Origin of the sequence: Candidatus Palauibacter australiensis (assembly GCA_026705295.1) — a bacterium.
GTDB classification, from domain to species: Bacteria; Gemmatimonadota; Gemmatimonadetes; order Palauibacterales; family Palauibacteraceae; genus Palauibacter; species Palauibacter australiensis.
In genome coordinates, this window is record JAPPBA010000170.1 from 1 (window position 1) to 16,147 (window position 16,147).

General features: G+C 69.7%; 15 protein-coding genes. 8 read left to right on the forward strand and 7 right to left on the reverse strand.

Going from position 1 to position 16,147, the window contains the following annotated elements; translation table 11 throughout:
* The 4 genes from OXN85_13920 to rocD form a co-directional block, all read right to left on the reverse strand.
* The coding region (locus tag OXN85_13920) for a hypothetical protein (GenBank protein MCY3601059.1) at nucleotides 1-1,536 on the reverse strand (1,536 nt) is incomplete at its 3' end.
* Nucleotides 1,537-1,559: 23 nt separating this feature from the next.
* Entirely contained in the window at nucleotides 1,560-2,633 is a 1,074-nt protein-coding gene (locus OXN85_13925) for a hypothetical protein (GenBank protein ID MCY3601060.1), read from the reverse strand.
* Nucleotides 2,627-3,169: a sigma-70 family RNA polymerase sigma factor gene (locus OXN85_13930; GenBank protein ID MCY3601061.1), complete on the reverse strand. Its 543-nt coding sequence runs from the start codon at nucleotides 3,167-3,169 to the stop codon at nucleotides 2,627-2,629. Before OXN85_13930 ends, OXN85_13925 begins: the two co-directional genes overlap by 7 nt.
* Nucleotides 3,170-3,354: 185 nt before the next feature.
* Complete coding sequence (gene rocD / locus OXN85_13935) at nucleotides 3,355-4,572, reverse strand: ornithine--oxo-acid transaminase (protein ID MCY3601062.1); 1,218 nt, start codon at nucleotides 4,570-4,572, stop codon at nucleotides 3,355-3,357.
* 191 nt (nucleotides 4,573-4,763) lie between these two features.
* On the opposite strand from rocD, the gene OXN85_13940 reads away from it, so the two are divergent.
* Nucleotides 4,764-6,248 (forward strand): anthranilate synthase component I family protein, encoded by a 1,485-nt coding sequence (locus OXN85_13940; GenBank protein MCY3601063.1) that lies wholly within the window; start codon nucleotides 4,764-4,766, stop codon nucleotides 6,246-6,248.
* 20 nt (nucleotides 6,249-6,268) lie between these two features.
* Here OXN85_13940 and OXN85_13945 read toward each other — a convergent pair whose 3' ends face one another.
* Nucleotides 6,269-6,724, reverse strand: coding sequence for a hypothetical protein (locus OXN85_13945; GenBank protein ID MCY3601064.1), 456 nt, complete (start codon nucleotides 6,722-6,724; stop codon nucleotides 6,269-6,271).
* Nucleotides 6,725-6,808: 84 nt separating this feature from the next.
* Here OXN85_13945 and OXN85_13950 point away from each other — a divergent pair, with 84 nt between their 5' ends.
* Both OXN85_13950 and OXN85_13955 read left to right on the forward strand, forming a co-directional pair.
* A complete protein-coding gene (locus tag OXN85_13950; protein ID MCY3601065.1) occupies nucleotides 6,809-8,773 on the forward strand; it encodes a von Willebrand factor type A domain-containing protein in 1,965 nt (654 codons plus the stop codon).
* A gap of 32 nt (nucleotides 8,774-8,805) precedes the next feature.
* The gene (locus OXN85_13955) at nucleotides 8,806-9,567 is read left to right on the forward strand and encodes a ubiquinone/menaquinone biosynthesis methyltransferase (GenBank protein MCY3601066.1); all 762 of its coding nucleotides are present in this window, start codon (nucleotides 8,806-8,808) and stop codon (nucleotides 9,565-9,567) included.
* Here OXN85_13955 and OXN85_13960 read toward each other — a convergent pair.
* Entirely contained in the window at nucleotides 9,564-9,755 is a 192-nt protein-coding gene (locus OXN85_13960) for an AbrB/MazE/SpoVT family DNA-binding domain-containing protein (GenBank protein ID MCY3601067.1), read from the reverse strand. The genes OXN85_13955 and OXN85_13960 overlap by 4 nt on opposite strands.
* 107 nt (nucleotides 9,756-9,862) lie before the next feature.
* On the opposite strand from OXN85_13960, the gene OXN85_13965 reads away from it, so the two are divergent.
* Genes OXN85_13965 through OXN85_13985 form a run of 5 tightly spaced genes read left to right on the forward strand, consistent with a single transcriptional unit; the run spans nucleotide 9,863 to nucleotide 14,794 of the window.
* Nucleotides 9,863-10,813: an ATP-binding cassette domain-containing protein gene (locus OXN85_13965; GenBank protein ID MCY3601068.1), complete on the forward strand. Its 951-nt coding sequence runs from the start codon at nucleotides 9,863-9,865 to the stop codon at nucleotides 10,811-10,813.
* The gene (locus OXN85_13970) at nucleotides 10,810-12,180 is read left to right on the forward strand and encodes an ABC transporter permease (GenBank protein MCY3601069.1); all 1,371 of its coding nucleotides are present in this window, start codon (nucleotides 10,810-10,812) and stop codon (nucleotides 12,178-12,180) included. Before OXN85_13965 ends, OXN85_13970 begins: the two co-directional genes overlap by 4 nt.
* Nucleotides 12,162-12,989, forward strand: a complete 828-nt coding sequence (locus OXN85_13975) for a substrate-binding domain-containing protein (protein MCY3601070.1) — start codon at nucleotides 12,162-12,164, stop codon at nucleotides 12,987-12,989. The genes OXN85_13970 and OXN85_13975 overlap by 19 nt, the downstream gene beginning before the upstream one ends.
* 9 nt (nucleotides 12,990-12,998) lie before the next feature.
* On the forward strand, nucleotides 12,999-13,697 hold the full coding sequence (locus OXN85_13980) for an ABC transporter permease (GenBank protein ID MCY3601071.1): 699 nt from the start codon (nucleotides 12,999-13,001) through the stop codon (nucleotides 13,695-13,697).
* The gene (locus tag OXN85_13985) at nucleotides 13,694-14,794 is read left to right on the forward strand and encodes an ABC transporter ATP-binding protein (GenBank protein ID MCY3601072.1); all 1,101 of its coding nucleotides are present in this window, start codon (nucleotides 13,694-13,696) and stop codon (nucleotides 14,792-14,794) included. The genes OXN85_13980 and OXN85_13985 overlap by 4 nt, the downstream gene beginning before the upstream one ends.
* Here the strand turns inward: OXN85_13985 and OXN85_13990 are convergent.
* Nucleotides 14,791-15,870 carry a TonB-dependent receptor gene (locus OXN85_13990; GenBank protein MCY3601073.1) on the reverse strand — a complete coding sequence of 360 codons (1,080 nt, stop codon included), beginning with the start codon at nucleotides 15,868-15,870 and terminating at the stop codon, nucleotides 14,791-14,793. The two genes, OXN85_13985 and OXN85_13990, sit on opposite strands and share 4 nt — an antisense overlap.
* Nucleotides 15,871-16,147 lie beyond the last annotated feature (277 nt).

The following is a 16,147-nucleotide window of genomic DNA, read 5'->3' on the forward strand; positions in this document are numbered from 1 at the left end:
GGTGAAGGCTTCCTCGCGCACGTCTTCGGACTCCTCCGTGTCGAAGGCGACCGAGCGCGCCCAGGCGGCGGTCTCCATGTCCTCCTCTTCGCGCACCTTTCGTTGCACGGCGCGGAGCACGGACTCCTTGAGGTCATCCGAATCGAGTCGTTCGTAGAGCGGAATAAAGGCGGCGGCTTGCACGTCATCCCGACGGCCCACCGCTCTGATCGCCGCGTTGCGGATACTCTCCGACTTGGAATCATCGAGGGCCGCGTCGACGAGCGCATTCACGGCGCCGTTGCGGAGGCCGTACTGCATCCAGGCGGCACCGGCCGTCCTCCCCTCGAACTCACTCCTGCGGAGGGCTTCGATCGCATCGCTCTGCATGGCGTAGTCGTCCGAGTCCTCAAGCGTCTGCTTGAGCACCTGGTACGCATCCCAGGAGTCGAAACGCCACACTTCCTGCAGCGCATGCCTGCGGACGGACCTCTCCGAATGGGTCTCGAAGATGCCGAGGAGAACGTCCTCGGCTTCCTGGGTTCCCTGTCTCGCGACGAATTGGACCGCCTCCTCGTGCAGCCGCGGCGAACACTCATCGTCACGGTCCAGGACGTCGCGAAGCACCTGCATCCGGTTGATCTCGTTCTCGTAGCGCATGACCGCTTCAAGCGCCGCCAACTGCACCGACACGTCGTCGCACGTCCCCCGCTCCTGCGACGCGGCACGCAGGGCCTCCTGGTATTCCGCCCGCTGCCAATCGACCTGCAGCACATCGACGGTCAAGGCCCGCTGCTCGTAGTCCGCAACTTGCCGCGCGAGATCGGTGATGCTCTCCGCGGACTCCGCCAATCGCTGGAGGTAGTCCGGCGCGTCCGCCGCGTCCTGTGCGTCCGGCTCGCCTTGAGCCTCGCCCATCAAGACGGCCAGCGAATCGGCGGCCACCGAGTCCGGCACAGCCGTCAGGTCGGCCACCCGTACGGGAAGCGTGACAGTGCGCCCCGCCACTTCCATGGGCATCACGCGAAATCCGGGCGTCGTGGCGGCGACGTCGAGGGTCTCCTCTGCCTCGCGCAGCAGCCGCTCCGCATCGCCGGCGTCGCCCTGAGACGCGAGCTGGCCTCGGATCTCGAATTGCAGGGCCCGCGCGTCGTGGTACAGCCGCCCGGCCTCCCTGTGCAGGCGAGGCTCGGCCTGGCGCGCCTCGGGGAACCCGACCATCAGTATTTCGAGCAGCAACTGCGCCTCGGCCAGGTCGCCGAGGCGATAGCGGGCGAACGCCTCCCAATAGTAGGAATCGGGCTCGAACGGGGGCGTCGTCAGCGCGGATTCGGTCCGCACCGCCTGGAAGAGCGCCGCCGCGCGTTCGAACTCCTCCGCGTTGATGGCGCGGCGCGCCTCAAGGAATCGCGCCACCTCTTCCTGTTGGACGGTCTGCGCGGCCAGGGTCCCCGCCCCGAGCACGGGCAGCGCGGCGCGCGGGGGGGCGGCGTCCACGATCGTGAGACCGGCCAGCAGCAGCCCGATCCACGTCAAGTGTCTTACGCGATTATCCATGTTATGCCTCCGTACGGTTCCGTTCATGTGCCGCTCGCGGACCGAAGCCGCATCAGCGTTCCCTGCCGTTCCATGCTCTCGCGGGCCAGTTCGCGCTCGAAGTCCGGGGCGTCCGGGCCGAGCCGCGCGATCTGCACGAGGACGAGTTCGAGATCCTGCAGCAGCGTGCGCTCCCGCTGGCCCTCCGCGGCAGGCGTGCTGAGCAGCGAACGGGTCTCGACCAGGAACTCGCGCGCCCACTTGGCCAGGTCGCGCTGCGACTCGTCGGTTCCGATATCCGTGCGGAACGCAACCAGCAGGGCCTGGGTCCGGTCCAGGTGACGGGAGATTCGGGACAGATCGTATTCTTCGGCGGCGTCGCGGATCGGCGGGTCCGCGTCGGGCCGGCCCGACGCCGCGGCCGGGGCCGGATCGGCGGCCGGCGGCGGATCGGCCGCGACGAACTGCCGGGTCGTCTCCAGGGGCTCCTCGAGGACGGAAAGCGCCAGCGCCTCCTCGGCAGCCGTCGGCGCGAGGGGCCCGGAGCCGGTCGCGGCGACCGACATCGGCGTCGCCGTCACCGGTGCCGCCGTGGTCGGCGTCGTCGTCGTCGCGGCGACGGTTTCCGGCTCGGCGGGCACGGGGAGCTGCGCGCCACGGTCGAGCGCCACGGCCAGCGCGACCGACGCGGCGGCAGCGCCCGTCAGCCACACGGTCGTCCGGCCGGGCCGCCGCCCGAACGTCCGGGCCACGATCAGCCGCAGCGGGCCGCGAGTCGCCTTGCGCGCGCCGGGGTCCTCCGGCTGCCGCGCGACCCACTCCGCCTCGATCCGTTCCCACATCGTCTCGCGCGGCGGGGGCGGCGGGTCGTGGTAGCCCAGCACATCGAAGGGGTGATCGACGCCGCGATCGACGACACCGCCAACGCCGGCCACCGCGCCCGTCATGTCCACCGTCTCAAGCGAGTCGGCGTCGGGCACCGGCGGCGCCCCGAGCCGAGCCTCGATCCCGGCCCACATGCTCTCGGCCGGGGCTTCCGGCGGGTCGTGGTAGTCGGCCGCCTCCCGGCGGACGAACCGGACAAAGCGGCTCGCGTCGTCCATGCGATCCTTCAGCATGCCCATTCTCCCGCGAAGTCCGCGAGCTTCTCCCGCAGGCGGCTGCGCGCCCGGAAGAGCTGCGACTTGGACGTCCCGGCCTTGATGCCGAGCATCGTCCCGATCTCCTCGTGCGTGTAGCCCTCGAGGTCGTGCAGCAGGAAGACGGTTCGATAGCCGGCGGGAAGTTCGTCAATGGCGCGGTGCAGCCGCTCCTTGACGTCGGGCTCGAGGCTGCTCAGGCCGCGGGTCGAGCGGAGGTCCTCGTGCAGCGCGGTCTCGCGGCTGCGAAAGCGCTTCACCTTGCGGAGCCCGTTCAGCGACACCGTCGTGGCGATCGATCCCAGCCACGTCCCGAACGCGGCCTCGCCGCGAAACGTGTCGATCTTCGTGAACGCCCGCACGAACGTCTCCTGCGTAAAATCCTGGGCGAGATGGTCCTCGCCCGCGAACCGGTAGCAGATCCGGAACACCCGGTCGACGTGCGCGTCGTACAACGCGCGCGCCGCGTCCTGGTCTCCGTCCCTGAGCCGCTGAATGAGTTGCGGTTCCGTCACCGTGCCGGGGTCTCCGGGTACACGTCGGTTCTTCCGCTTCTTCTGCTTCTGGACCGGTGACACTGGCAACCGGGGATTGGTTGCGCGGGGATCGGGCGGACCGCCGGAGGGTGAATCGGCGGGCGGACCCGGGGGACGGCCGGGCCGCGGCGACGATGCGCCGCGGCCGGTCGACTGGTGGCGGCCTAGGCTACGGCGACTGCCGCGCCCTCCAGCACCTCGGCGATGTTCTCCAGCGCCCATTCCAGGCTCGCCTTCTCGATCGTGAGTGGAGGCGCGAAACGGATCACCTGCTCGTGCGTCTCCTTGGCGAGGATCCCCCGCGCCTGCAGCGCCTCGCAGAACGGACGCGCCGACCCCGACTCGTCCCGCACGACCACGCCGATGAACAGGCCCCGCCCGCGCACGTGGTCCACGTGCCGCGAGTCGATCGCCTCCAGTTCTCCCTTGAACCAGGCGCCCAGTTCATTCGAGCGGCCCGGCAGGTCCTCATCCCGAATCACGTCCAGCGCCGCCATCCCGACTGCCGCGCCGAGCGGATTTCCGCCGAACGTCGAGCCGTGGTCTCCCGGATGGAAGACGTCCATGATGTCGGAGTTGGCGAGGATCCCGGAGACGGGGAACACGCCCCCGCCGAGCGCCTTCCCGACGATCATGATGTCGCCGCGATCCGCCTCCCAGTCGGCGCAGAACAGCTTGCCCGTCCGCCCCAGGCCCGTCTGGATCTCGTCGTTGATCATGAGGACGCCGTTCGTCCGGCAGATCTCCAGCGCCCGCGCATAGAAGCCGTCGGGCGGCACCACGACGCCCGCCTCTCCCTGGATGGGCTCGACGAGGAAGCCGACGGTGTTCGGCGTGATCGCCGCCTCGAGCGCATCCGCGTCGCCGTAGGGAATCGGCACGAAGCCCGGCGTGAAGGGGCCGAACCCGAACGTGGAGCCCTCATCCGAGGAGAAGCCGACGATGGTCGTCGTCCGGCCGTGGAAGTTCTGCTCGCAGACGATGATCTCGGCCCGGTCCTCGGCCACGCCTTTCACGGTGTAGCCCCACTTGCGGGCCGCCTTGATCGCGGTCTCCACGCCCTCGGCGCCGGTATTCATCGGCAGCGCGCGCTCGAACCCCGTCATCTCGCACAGTTTCTGAAGGAACGGGCCCATGCGGTCGTTATGGAAGGCGCGCGACGTGAGCGTGAGCTTCTCCGCCTGCGCACGCAGCGCCTCGATGATGCGGGGGTGACGGTGTCCCTGGTTCACCGCGGAATAGGCGCTCAGCATGTCCAGATACCGGCGGCCCTCCACGTCCCACACCCACTCGCCCTCGCCGCGCTCGATCACGACGGGAAGCGGGTGGTAGTTGTGCGCGCTCCACGTGTCGACCTGAGAGATGTAATCGCTGGTGTTCATCGCTTCCTCATTGGGCTGCCGAGCAATCCTCGGCCCGCGGTTGGACCTGAACCCCGTCGGGGGACGGGGACCGTTCTCGCCGGCTCGAACCGGACCTGAGAGAGTAGACGAAAGGCCTACGCCCGACAAGGCGATCCGGGCGGGTGTCCCCGTCGGTCCCGGTCCCCGCGGCGGGCTGCTACCTTGGGCGCATGAGCGACGCCTCCGTCATCCCCGACTTTGCCGAATTCTCCCGCCTCGCCGAACCCGGGCGCCTTGTCCCGGTCGCGATGGAGATTCCGTTCGACCTCGACACGCCGGTGACCGCGTTCGCGAAGCTCCGGCGCGGACCGTTCTCCTTCCTGCTCGAGTCCGTGGAGGGGGGGGAACGCTGGGCGAGGTTCAGCTTCCTCGGCTCGGAGCCGCGGGAGGCCTGGCGGCTCGACGGTCCGGAGGTCCGGCTGTGGACGCCGGGCGCGGGCTGGGGAGCGCCCGAAGCCACGAGCGATCCCTTCGGCGCCTTCGAGTCCTGGATCACGCGGTATGAACCGGTCGAAGTCCCTGCCCTGCCGCGGTTCTGGGGCGGCGCGGTCGGTTTCTTCGGCTACGACACGGTGCGCTGGCTCGAGCGCCTGCCGGACGCGCCGCCGGACGACCTCGGCGTGCCGGACGCCTGCTTCATGGCGACGGAGCGCATGCTCATCGTCGACAACCTGTATTCCCGCGCCTTTGCGGTGGCGCCGGTCCCGGTCGCGCCCGGAGACGACCCGGCCGAGTTGTACCGCGAGGCACTGGACGGGCTTGCCGACTGGGTGCGCGGCCTGCAAAACCCGCACGGGCTGGGGCCGCTCGGAAACGGCAGGGCGCGCACGCCGGAGGTGGCCGGAAACCGCTCGCGGGACGACTACGAGGCGGCCGTCGAGCGGATCCGCGAGTACATCGTGGCGGGCGACGCGTACCAGGTCGTGGTCTCGCAGCGCGCCGGCGCCCGTTACGACGGCGACCCTCTCGAGCTTTACCGCGCGCTCCGCCGCAGCAACCCGTCGCCTTACCTCTTCTTCATCGAACTGGACGGCATGCGCCTCATCGGCTCCTCCCCCGAGACGCTGGTCCGGGTCGAAGACGGGATCGTGACCGTGCGCCCGATCGCCGGGACGCGGCCGCGCGGCGCCACGCCGCCGGAGGACGAGCGGCACGCGCGCAACCTGCTCGCCGACGAGAAGGAGCGGGCGGAACACCTCATGCTGGTGGATCTCGGCCGCAACGATGTGAGCCGCGTGGCCCGTCCCGGCTCCGTCGAGGTGTCGCGCTTCATGGAGATCGAGCGCTACAGCCACGTCATGCACCTCGTGAGCGAGGTGGCGGGGTCGCTGGCGGACGGAGCCGACGCCGTCGAAGCGTTCAAGGCCTGCTTTCCGGCCGGCACGCTCACCGGCGCCCCGAAGGTGCGCGCCATGGAGATCCTGGACGAACTCGAGCCGACCCGCCGCGGACCCTACGGCGGAGCGGCCGGCTACGTCGGCTACGGCGCGACGAGCCTCGACATGGCGATCGTCATCCGCACACTGCTCTCCGTCGGCAGCCGCGTGTACGCCCAGGCGGGAGCGGGAATCGTCTACGACTCCGAACCCGCGCGCGAGTGGGAAGAGACCCGCCACAAGGCCCGCGTCCTCCTCGAGGCCCTCACCAAAGTCTAGCCGCCCTCACGAAAGTCCCGTTACAGGCGGGCGAGGCGGTCTTCGCGGGCGACGATGGGGTCGACCTGGTCGGCGTACTCCTTGGCGTAGGCGAGGGCTTCTTCGAGCGCCTCCGTACGCGTTCCGGCGAAGCGCTGGCCCACGGCGGCGCTCATCGCCCGGCCGGGGCCCGACGCCGCCGCCACCTCCCAGACCTCCGGCCCGCCGCGCAACGCCGCCCGCCGGCCCGCCCGGGTCTCCCGGAATTCGATCTGCGGGAATCTCTGCAGCGCGAGCCACTCCAGGAGGATGTTCCTGAGTCCCTCCGACGGAGTCCATTGCTGCTCAAGGAAGACGCGTTCGAGTTCCGACTCGGCGTCGCGCGACACACGGGTGCAGAGGGGGCGGGGCAGGGGCATGTATACATGGTATACCATCGTTCGGAGGTATGCCAGTTCGAGCCGAACCCGCGGCGCGCCGGCAGATCGCGATGTCACCCTTTTTCCGTTCGTGGCGTCTACGGGTGTATGGCGGGGGCGCGCTGCTCCCGGATTCGGCCTTGGACAGGAGACAACGCGACCATGGCGACGATGAACGTTCACAGGAACCCAGCCCGCGTCGGCGCCCTGCCCGTCCTGATCCTCGCGCTGAGCCTCGCGATCGCCGGGCCGGCTCCGTCTCACGCGCAGTCCGAGACCCGGCCGCAGACGGGGACCGTGAAGGGCAGGGTGATCGACGCGACGGCCAACGCCGGGGTCGCCGGAGCGCAGGTCTTCGTGGCGGGGACGACAATCGGCACGCTGACCGACGCGGAGGGCAGCTACTCCCTCCCGGGCGTGCCCGCGGGGGAGCGGGCCGTCACGGTCCGCCTGATCGGCTACCGGGAGACGAGCAAGACGGTCACCGTGACGGCGGGCGAGACGGTCACGCTGGACTTCACGGTCGAGCAGACGACGCTGCGGACAAAGGAGACCCTCGTGACCGGGGTGGCCGATGAGACCCCCCGTGGCGAGCCGCCCTTTACCGTGCTGCGGGGTCCGACGTCCATCAGTCTCTCCGCCAGGTCGGCGTCTGTGGTGCACCCGGATTTCAACACGGAGTCGTACGCCCGGATCGAGGAGAACGGCTTCCGCCGCGTCGGCGAGTCGCCGCTCTCCACCTTTTCCATCGACGTGGACCGCGCGTCGTACGCCAACGTCCGGCGCTTCATCCAGGCGGGGGAGCGGCCGCCCGCCGACGCGGTCCGGATCGAGGAGATGATCAACTACTTCCCGTACGAGTGGGGCGGCGGGGCGGGGGACCATCCCTTCGACGTCCTCACCGAGGTGTGGGATGCGCCGTGGAAGCCGGAGCATCGGCTCGTTCGGATCGGACTCAAGGCACCCTCCGTCGACACCGAGAACCTGCCGCCGAGCAACCTCGTCTTCCTGCTCGACGTGTCGGGGTCGATGTCTTCTCCCGACAAGCTCCCGCTGCTGAAGAAGGCTTTCGCCCTGCTCACCGAGCAGCTCAGACCGCAGGACCGGGTCGCGATCGTCGTCTACGCGGGCGCGGCGGGGCTCGCGCTCCCGTCGACGCCGGGGAACCGGGGCGCCCGCATCCTGTCGGCCGTGGAGCGGCTCGAGGCCGGCGGAAGCACGGCGGGCGGCGCCGGGATCGCGCTCGCCTACGATGTGGCGCGGAAACACTTCGTCGAGGACGGCAACAACCGCGTCATCCTCGCGACCGACGGGGACTTCAACGTGGGCGCCTCCAGCGACGAGGCGATGGTGCGCCTCATCGAGAAGGAACGGGTGAGCGGAATCTTCCTCACGGTCCTCGGCTTCGGCACCGGGAACCTGAAGGACTCGAAGATGGAGGGGATCGCGAACCGCGGGAACGGCAACTTCCACTACGTGGATGGGCTCCTCGAGGCCCGGAAGGTGCTCGTGGAGGAGATGGGAGGGACGCTGTTCACGGTCGCGAAGGACGTGAAGCTGCAGGTGGAGTTCAACCCCGCGCGCGCGGTCGCGTACCGGCTGATCGGGTACGAGAACCGGTTGCTCGCCGACGAGGACTTCAACGACGACACGAAGGACGCGGGCGAACTCGGGGCCGGCCACACGGTGACCGCGCTGTACGAGGTCGTGCCCGCGGGCCTCCCGGTCCCCCGCAGCGTGGATCCGCTACGCTACCAGCTGGGCGCCGAGCCGCCGCCCCCCGTTGAGGCGCCCCCAGGCGCGTTCGAGGACGAACTGCTCTACGTGAAGGTCCGCTACAAGGACCCGGACGGCTCCGAGAGCCGGCTGCTGGCGCATGCGGTCGCGGACCGCTCCCGGTCGCCCTCGCGGAGCTTCCGCTTCGCCGCCGCCGTGGCGGGGTTCGGCATGCTGCTGCGCGACTCGCCCCACGCCGGAGGGCTCTCGGCGGATGACGTCATCGCGCTGGCGGAGAGAGGACGGGGCGACGACCCGCGGGGCTATCGCGGCGAGTTCATCAGACTCGTGGAGACGGTGCGCGACCTGAACCTGCTCGGAACGGCAGCGGAGGAGGACGACCGGCGTTAACGTGGCGCCTCACCCGTGAGGAGCCGCGCCCCTTGAAGCTCAATCGACGCATCTCCGGCCAGATCGAGCGGCCGGCGGACAAGCGCCGCTACGTCCGCCGGCTGTTCACCGGCGTGGCCGACCGCTACGACCTCACCAACGATGTCATGTCGCTGGGCCTCCACCGCCGCTGGAAGCGCCGGCTGCTCGCCCGGGCCGAGCTGCGCCCAGGCCACCGCGTCCTCGACCTTGCCGCCGGCACGGGAGACCTCGCCCGGGGCGCGCTGGACCACGCCGCGCGCGACGCGTTCGAGATACGGGTGGTCGCCGCCGACCTCACGCCGGAGATGATGCGGGTGGGGCGCGGACGGGGGCGGGCGGGACGCGGACGGGCGGGCCCCGACCTCGCCGGCTGGGTCGGAGCCGATGCGCTCCGCCTGCCCTTCCCCGATGGCGCGTTCGACCGTGTGGTCGTCGGCTACGGGCTGCGGAACTTCGCCGGCCTGGACGCCGCGCTGGCCGAGAGCTTCCGCTGCCTGCGCCCGGGCGGGCGGCTCATCTCGCTCGACTTCGGCCACCCGCGCTCCGCGGCGCTGCGCCGCATCTACCTCGGGTATCTCGACGTCTCGACCCGGCTGGCGGGTTGGGCGATTCACCGCGATCCGGAGTCCTACGTGTACATCCCGGAGTCGCTGAGGAGGTTCCCGGACCAGCGGGAGATGGTCCGTAGGATGGAAGCGGCCGGGTTCGTGGAGTGCGGCTACGAAGACCTGATGATGGGCACGATGGCCATCAACTGGGGAGACCGCCGCTAGATGTTAGGGCTGGATTCCGTCTTCCAGACGGTGAACTGGCGCTGGCCGGATTCGCTTTCCTCGAGGCGAACCTTCAACGCATCGCCGTCGGTCAGCCGCATGTGGTCGCGCATCTCCAAGGGAATGGTGATACGACCACCGCTTCCTACGGTGATGTCGCGGTAGTACAGGACGCGGAAGATCGCCATCTAACCTCCCCATGGAGGGTTGGATTCGGCAAAATGAGGGGAATCCGTAATATATCGCCGGGGCGGCTGCGTGGCGACGGGTACCGGCAGTCCGTATCATCGGGGCCGTGAATACACCGGCCATCCGCCTCCGGGGCGTCACAAAGCGCTTCGACAAGAAGACGGCGGTCCGCGATCTCGACCTCGAGATCCCGCACGGATCGATCTACGGGCTCATTGGCCCGAACGGCGCCGGAAAGACCACGACCCTCCGTATCATCCTCGACATCATCGGGCCCGACACTGGTTCCGTGGATGTCTTCGGCTCCCCCAACGTCGAGGCCATGCGCCAACGCATCGGCTACCTGCCGGAGGAGCGCGGCCTGTACCAGAAGATGACGGCCGCGGACCACCTCGCGTTCTTCGGCCAGTTGAAGGGACTGAAGCGAAAGCAGGCGCTCGTCCGGGCGCGGGCCGGGCTGGATGCCGTGGGCCTCGGCGACCGGGCGGACGACAAGGTGGAGACCTTCTCGAAGGGGATGGCGCAGAAGGCCCAGTTCCTGGGCGTCATCCTCCACGAACCCGACCTGCTGGTGCTCGACGAACCGTTCAGCGGCCTCGACCCGCTGAACGTCGAATTGTTCAAGCAACTCCTGCAGGAACGCCAGCGGGCCGGAGCCACGATCCTGCTCTCGACGCACCTCATCGAGGACGCCGAGCGCTTGTGCGAGCGCGTGTGCATGATCGCGGGGGCGACCAAGGTGCTCGATGGCCGGGTCCGCGACATCAAGCGCGCGGCGGGGCGGCGCGACGTCGCGCTGTCCTTCGAGGGTAATCCCACCTTCCTCGATGCGCCGGACCTCATCGAGGACATCTCCGCGCACGGCACGTACGTGGAGGTCCGCATGCTGGAGGGGGCGGATCCCCAGGCGCTGCTGCGGCGGGCGGTGGACAGCGGCGCCCTGATCTCGCGCTTCGAACTGATCGAACCTTCGCTGCGCCAGATCTTCATCGAGAAGGCGACCGAGGCCGGACTCTCGCACGAGGACGAGAGCGAAGACGACGAGGCGGCCGCATGAACCCGTTCACGCCCAGGGTCGCGGCCGTGATCCGCCGGGAGTTCGTGCTGCGCGTGAAGTCCAAGTGGTTCCTGCTCTCCACGCTGGGCCTCCCCGTGCTGATCGTCGGGCTCGGCGTCCTCTCCGCCTTCCTGGCCGTGCGAGGGGGGACGGATGTGGGCGAGGAGCGCCGGGTCATCGGGGTCGCCGACCCCGCCGGGCTCATCGGAGACCTCCTCGTCGAGGAGTTGCTTGCGGACTCGCTCGACGCCGTGCGCGCCGCGGACATGGAGGAGCTTTCGGTCGACGAGGCGCGGACGCGGCTCTCCGATTCCTCGTACGACCTGCTGCTGATGATCCCGAGGGACGCGGGCCGGCGCTCCGCGGAGATGCCGGGCGAGACACCGGACACGGGCGAAGGCGAGGGTGAGGCCGAGGGGGATGAGGCCGGGGACGAGGCCGGGGGGGACGACGGGCGGACGACGCTGCTCGCGCGGGCCAGCGTTCCCTCCGTCATCGAGGGCTCGGTCCGGGGCGCCCTCCAGCGGGCATCGGTGCGGGCGCGCCTGCGCTCGATCGGCGTGCAGAGCATCGATCCCGGCGCGCTGCTGCAAAGGACCTCGTTCGACGTCATCAACGTCACGGAGTCCGGCGAAGCGCGGTCCCAGGATATCTACCGGGCGCTCAGCTTCGGCATCGCCTTCTTCTTCTACTTCATCCTGCTCATCTACGGGCAGATGATCGTGCGGGCGATCCTCGAGGAGAAGCAGTCCGACATCGTCGAGATCATGGTCTCCTCCCTGCGACCGTGGGAGCTGATGCTGGGCAAGATCGTGGGCGTCGGCGCCGTGGGTATCGCGCAGATGGCCGTGTGGGCCCTGGTCTTCGCGCTCGCGGCGGTGTACGGCCTCACCGCCGGGGCCTCCACGCTGGCGGAGGCGGGGATCGACCTCGCGAGCATCCCGGTCCCGTGGGGCTCGCTCGTGCTGATGTTCTTCTTTCTCATCTTCGGCTATCTGCTCTACGCGGGCATGTTCGCCGGGGCGGGCGCGACGATCAGCAACGAACACGACGCCCAGCAGGTCATGCTCCCGATCACGATGCTGATCATCCTCCCCTTCATCGCGACGCAGGGTGTGATCCAGAGTCCGAACGCCGGTTGGGGCGTCATCCTCTCCCTCGTGCCGTTCTTCAGTCCGCTGGTGATGCCGGCGCGGCTGTTCGCCACCTCTGTCCCGGTGTGGCAGTGGCTCGTGTCGCTGGCTCTGCTGGGAGTCTTCGTCCTCGGGGCGGCGTGGGTCGCGGGCCGCATCTTCCGGGTCGGAATTCTGATGAAGGGCCAGCGCGCCAACCTGCCGCAGGTGCTGCGGTGGATACGCCACGGCTGAACGTCGCCCTCATCTTCGCCCTCGGCGGCGGCGTGTGCGCCGGGGCGTGCGCGACAGACGCGGACACGTTCGTGCTCGGCGCGACGACCTCGACCTACGATTCAGGTCTGCTCGAACACCTGATCGCCCGCTTCAACGAAGACCACCCGGGGCTCCGTGTGCGCACGGTCATCGCCGGCAGCGGCGAAGCGCTGGAACTCGGCCGCACCGGGGACGTCGATCTCCTGCTCGTACACGCGCCCGAGGCCGAGGCGCGCTTCGTCGAGGCGGGTCACGCGCCGCAACGGAGCCCCGTCCTCGCCAACGGATACGTGATCGCGGGGCCGCCCTCGGACCCGGCGCGGATTCGCGGAGCCGCCTCCCCGTCCGAAGCGTTCGCGACGCTCGCACGGGGGGAGCACGGCTTCGTCTCGCGCGGCGACAGCTCGGGCACGCACTACCGCGAGATCGCCTTCTGGCGCGAGGCGGGCGTGGCCGCCGCGGGCGCGTGGTACGTCGAGTCCGGGCAGGGGCAGGCCACGACGCTGCACGTGGCCAGCGAACGCGGCGCCTACGTCCTCACGGACGGCGCGACGTTCGCGCTGTTGTCCGAAGTGCTCGACCTGGACGCGCTTGTCGCGGATCACCCGTCGCTGCGCAACGTCTACTCGCTGCTGGCGCCGGGCGCCGCGCTCCGGCCGGAACGCGCCGCGGTGTTCGCGGACTGGCTGCGCTCCGCAAACGGACGCCGCGCCATCGCGGGATTCCGGGTGCGCGACGGCCCCGAAGCCCTCTTCGCCCCGTGGCCCGGCGACGATCCGGCAAACTAGATTCTGCTCGTGGATCCGCTGCTCGAGGCTCTCCGGCTCATCACGTCGGGTGACCTGTACGTCTGGAACGTCATCCTCCGCTCACTGCAAATCAGCGGATCGGCGCTCCTCCTGGCCATGGTCATCGGACTCCCCATCGGGATCGCGGTCGGGCTGACGCGATTCCGGCTTCGCCTGCCCCTGGTCGCCGTGATCAACGCCGGGCTCGCCTTTCCTCCCGTCGTGGTCGGGCTCGGGGTCTTCCTCGTCCTGTCGCGTGCGGGCCCGCTCGGCGACCTGCAACTGCTCTACACGCCAGCCGCCATGATCGGCGCCCAGGCGATCCTCGCGGGGCCCTACATCGCCGCGGTGAGCCTCGCCGCGGTGGAGAACATCCCCCCGGACATCGCGCTCCAGGCGCGGGCGCTCGGCGCGAGCCGGCGGCAGGCGATCGTCCTGCAGTTGAGGGAGGTGCGGACATCGCTCGTGGCGGCGGTGGCGGCGGGGTTCGGGGCCATCATCAGCGAGGTAGGCGCGGTGATGATGGTGGGGGGCAACATCCTCGGAGAAACCCGGGTGATGACGACCGCGATCGTGCTCGAGACGCGTCGCGGCAACTTCGACGTCGCTATCGCCATGGGGATCGTCCTCATGCTCATCGCGCTCTGCGTGAACGCGGTGCTCCTCCTGCTCGGGCGGCGCACGATCCGCCGCCGCCAGGTCGCGTGACCGCCGCCAACGGACCGCTTCTCGGCGGCGTCGGCCTGCGTCGGGTCTACGGCGGTAGGACGGCCGTCGAGGTGGACCGCATCGAACTGCGGGAGGGCGAGCTGCTCGCCGTGTTCGGGCCGAACGGGGCCGGAAAATCCACCCTGCTGCGCCTCCTCGCCATGCTGGAGAAGCCCGACGCCGGAGAGGTCACCTTCCGCGGCGGGTCGGGGCGGTCGGCGGAGCGGGCGCTGCGGGCCGCGTCCGCCGTCGTGTTTCAGCGCCCGCACTTCTGGAGCGATTCCGTCGAGTACAACGTCGGGATCGGCCTCTCCCTGCGCGGCGTGCCCCGCGCCGAATCCCGCGCCCGTTCGGGCGCCGTGTGTGAGCAACTCGCGATCTCGCACCTGCTGGGAGCCCCGATATCGCGGTTGTCCGGAGGAGAGGCGCAGCGCGTGGCGCTCGCGCGGGCGCTGGTTCTCGACCCCGAGATCCTCTTCCTCGACGAGCCGACGGCAAATCTCGACACCGATTCGCGGCTCGATCTCCGCCACGACCTGGAGCGCGTGGCCCGGGAGCGGGCGACGAGCATCTTTCTCATCACTCACGACCGGGGCGAGGCCTTCCATCTCGCGGACCGGGTCGCGGTGATCCGCGACGGGAAGCTGGTCCAGACGGGTACGCCGAAGGAGATCTACGAGAATCCCGCAGACGTCTACACGGCGCGCGTCACCGGGGCGGAGTTCACAATCTCCGGCGCCGTGACGCGGGCGCACGAGCGCATGGTCACGGTCGACATCGGCGGCGCCTCCCTCGTGGCACTGGGCGAGGCCACCCCGGGCACGCCCGTGAAGATCGCCTACCGGCCGGAAGACCTCGTCCTCGGACCCCCGGATGTCCCCCCGGCGGATCTGAGCACGCGCAACCTGGTCGTGGCGACCGTGGAGGAACGGCGCGACATGGGCGGGCTCGTGCGGTTGCGGCTCCGCGGTCCCGTCGAACTCGTGGCGCTCGTCACGCTCGACGCCGCAGAGGAACTCGGCGTCGACCGCGGAGTGCGCGTCGCCGTGCGCGCGAAGGCCACGGCGCTGCATGCGTTCGCGGCAGCCCCTCCCTAGGGCGAACGCCGACTGATCGCCGGCCCCGTCCAGATGACGATGGCCCCACAGCGTCCCACCGCTCCACCGAACTCGGCCGGCAACTCGCTCGGGCCCCGATACACCTCGATCCCGGCGATTTCGCCCGGCGAGACGAAGTTGTCGATCGAGTCGTCGGCCCCCCCGCCGTCGCGGATCACGCGCACGCCGTCCAGGTATACGTTCGCGTTCATGCACCCGTACTCGGCGCGATTGCTCAGGCTGGGCACGCCCCGCGTCATGCGGATGACGCAGTTGTTGTTCGCGCCTCCGCCGCACTCGGTGCGCACACCCGGAATCCGTCCCAGGTAGTGCGTGACGCGGATCGCCCCCGCGCCCTGAATGTCGTCCCGCGTGAGGAATACTCCGGCGCCGATCGCTTCACCCAGCTCACGCCGGTCGTAGAATCCCTGCAACTCCAGTCGTTTCTCACGCAACGCCGTGACGACGATCGGTGCGAGTTCGATCGGGTCCACGCTGAGTTCGAAGTCCACCTGCACGGTTCGGTCGCTCGGGAGGTACACCAACTGGTTCAGGGGATCGAAGGTGAGGTGATCGACGGTCACGCGGTACGCTCCCGGATCGAGATCCGAGAACATGAAGCGGCCGCTCCCATCGGTCATTCGCTGCCGGTCCTCCGCCAATAGCGTGTCCGAGAGCACGACGTTCGCCGCTTCGATCGGCCGGCCGGAACGCCGATCGCTCACCCGGCCCACGATTCGACCGGGCACCGTCAGCAGGCGGGCGAGCGCACCCTCCTCCACTCCCACGAGGATGTCCCACCCGGCGGGAGGGCCCGGTTCGATGCTCACCTGGACCGGCTCCGTGCGGAAGGACGGGAACCTCGCGCTCACCGTGAGACTCTCCATGGCCGGAAGGCCGCAGAGGACGTATACGCCCCCTTCGTCGGCCTGTACGGAAACCGTGCGCCGCTGTCCGTCGTCTTCGGTCCACGTCGCGGAGACGGTGGCCCCCGGGATGAGGACGCCCTGAAGCGTATCGCGGACGATTCCCGCGAGCCCGGTGAGGGACGGATCCGCCTCCGCCGGACACGTCACGAAACTTCGGGAGGGGGTGACAGGCGGGCTCTGTGCGGCCAGCCGGGATCCGGCTGACGTCAGGATCGCGGCTGCCGCCAGAGCACGGAACGCGGCCCGGCTGACAGCCCTTCTCCGAGCCTGCGTCTCCGAACGATCCGCTCGCTGTGTTCGCATCCTGCGGTCTCCGCCACTACGTCGCCAAGCCACGCATGGAAGGTAGCGCAAGCGCGTATCGCGCACACGACGCGAGCCGGGCGACGGTATTGCGAGAAACTCCCGCACGCTGCCACTCTTC

Excerpts from the sequence above, each read along its gene's own strand:
- OXN85_13960 (MCY3601067.1), bottom strand. The coding sequence starts at position 9,755 with ATGGCGATCTTCCGCGTCCTGTACTACCGCGACATCACCGTAGGAAGC.
- rocD (MCY3601062.1), bottom strand. The coding sequence starts at position 4,572 with ATGAACACCAGCGATTACATCTCTCAGGTCGACACGTGGAGCGCGCAC.
- OXN85_13925 (MCY3601060.1), bottom strand. The coding sequence starts at position 2,633 with ATGCTGAAGGATCGCATGGACGACGCGAGCCGCTTTGTCCGGTTCGTC.
- OXN85_13940 (MCY3601063.1), top strand. The coding sequence starts at position 4,764 with ATGAGCGACGCCTCCGTCATCCCCGACTTTGCCGAATTCTCCCGCCTC.
- OXN85_13970 (MCY3601069.1), top strand. The coding sequence starts at position 10,810 with ATGAACCCGTTCACGCCCAGGGTCGCGGCCGTGATCCGCCGGGAGTTC.
- OXN85_13950 (MCY3601065.1), top strand. The coding sequence starts at position 6,809 with ATGGCGACGATGAACGTTCACAGGAACCCAGCCCGCGTCGGCGCCCTG.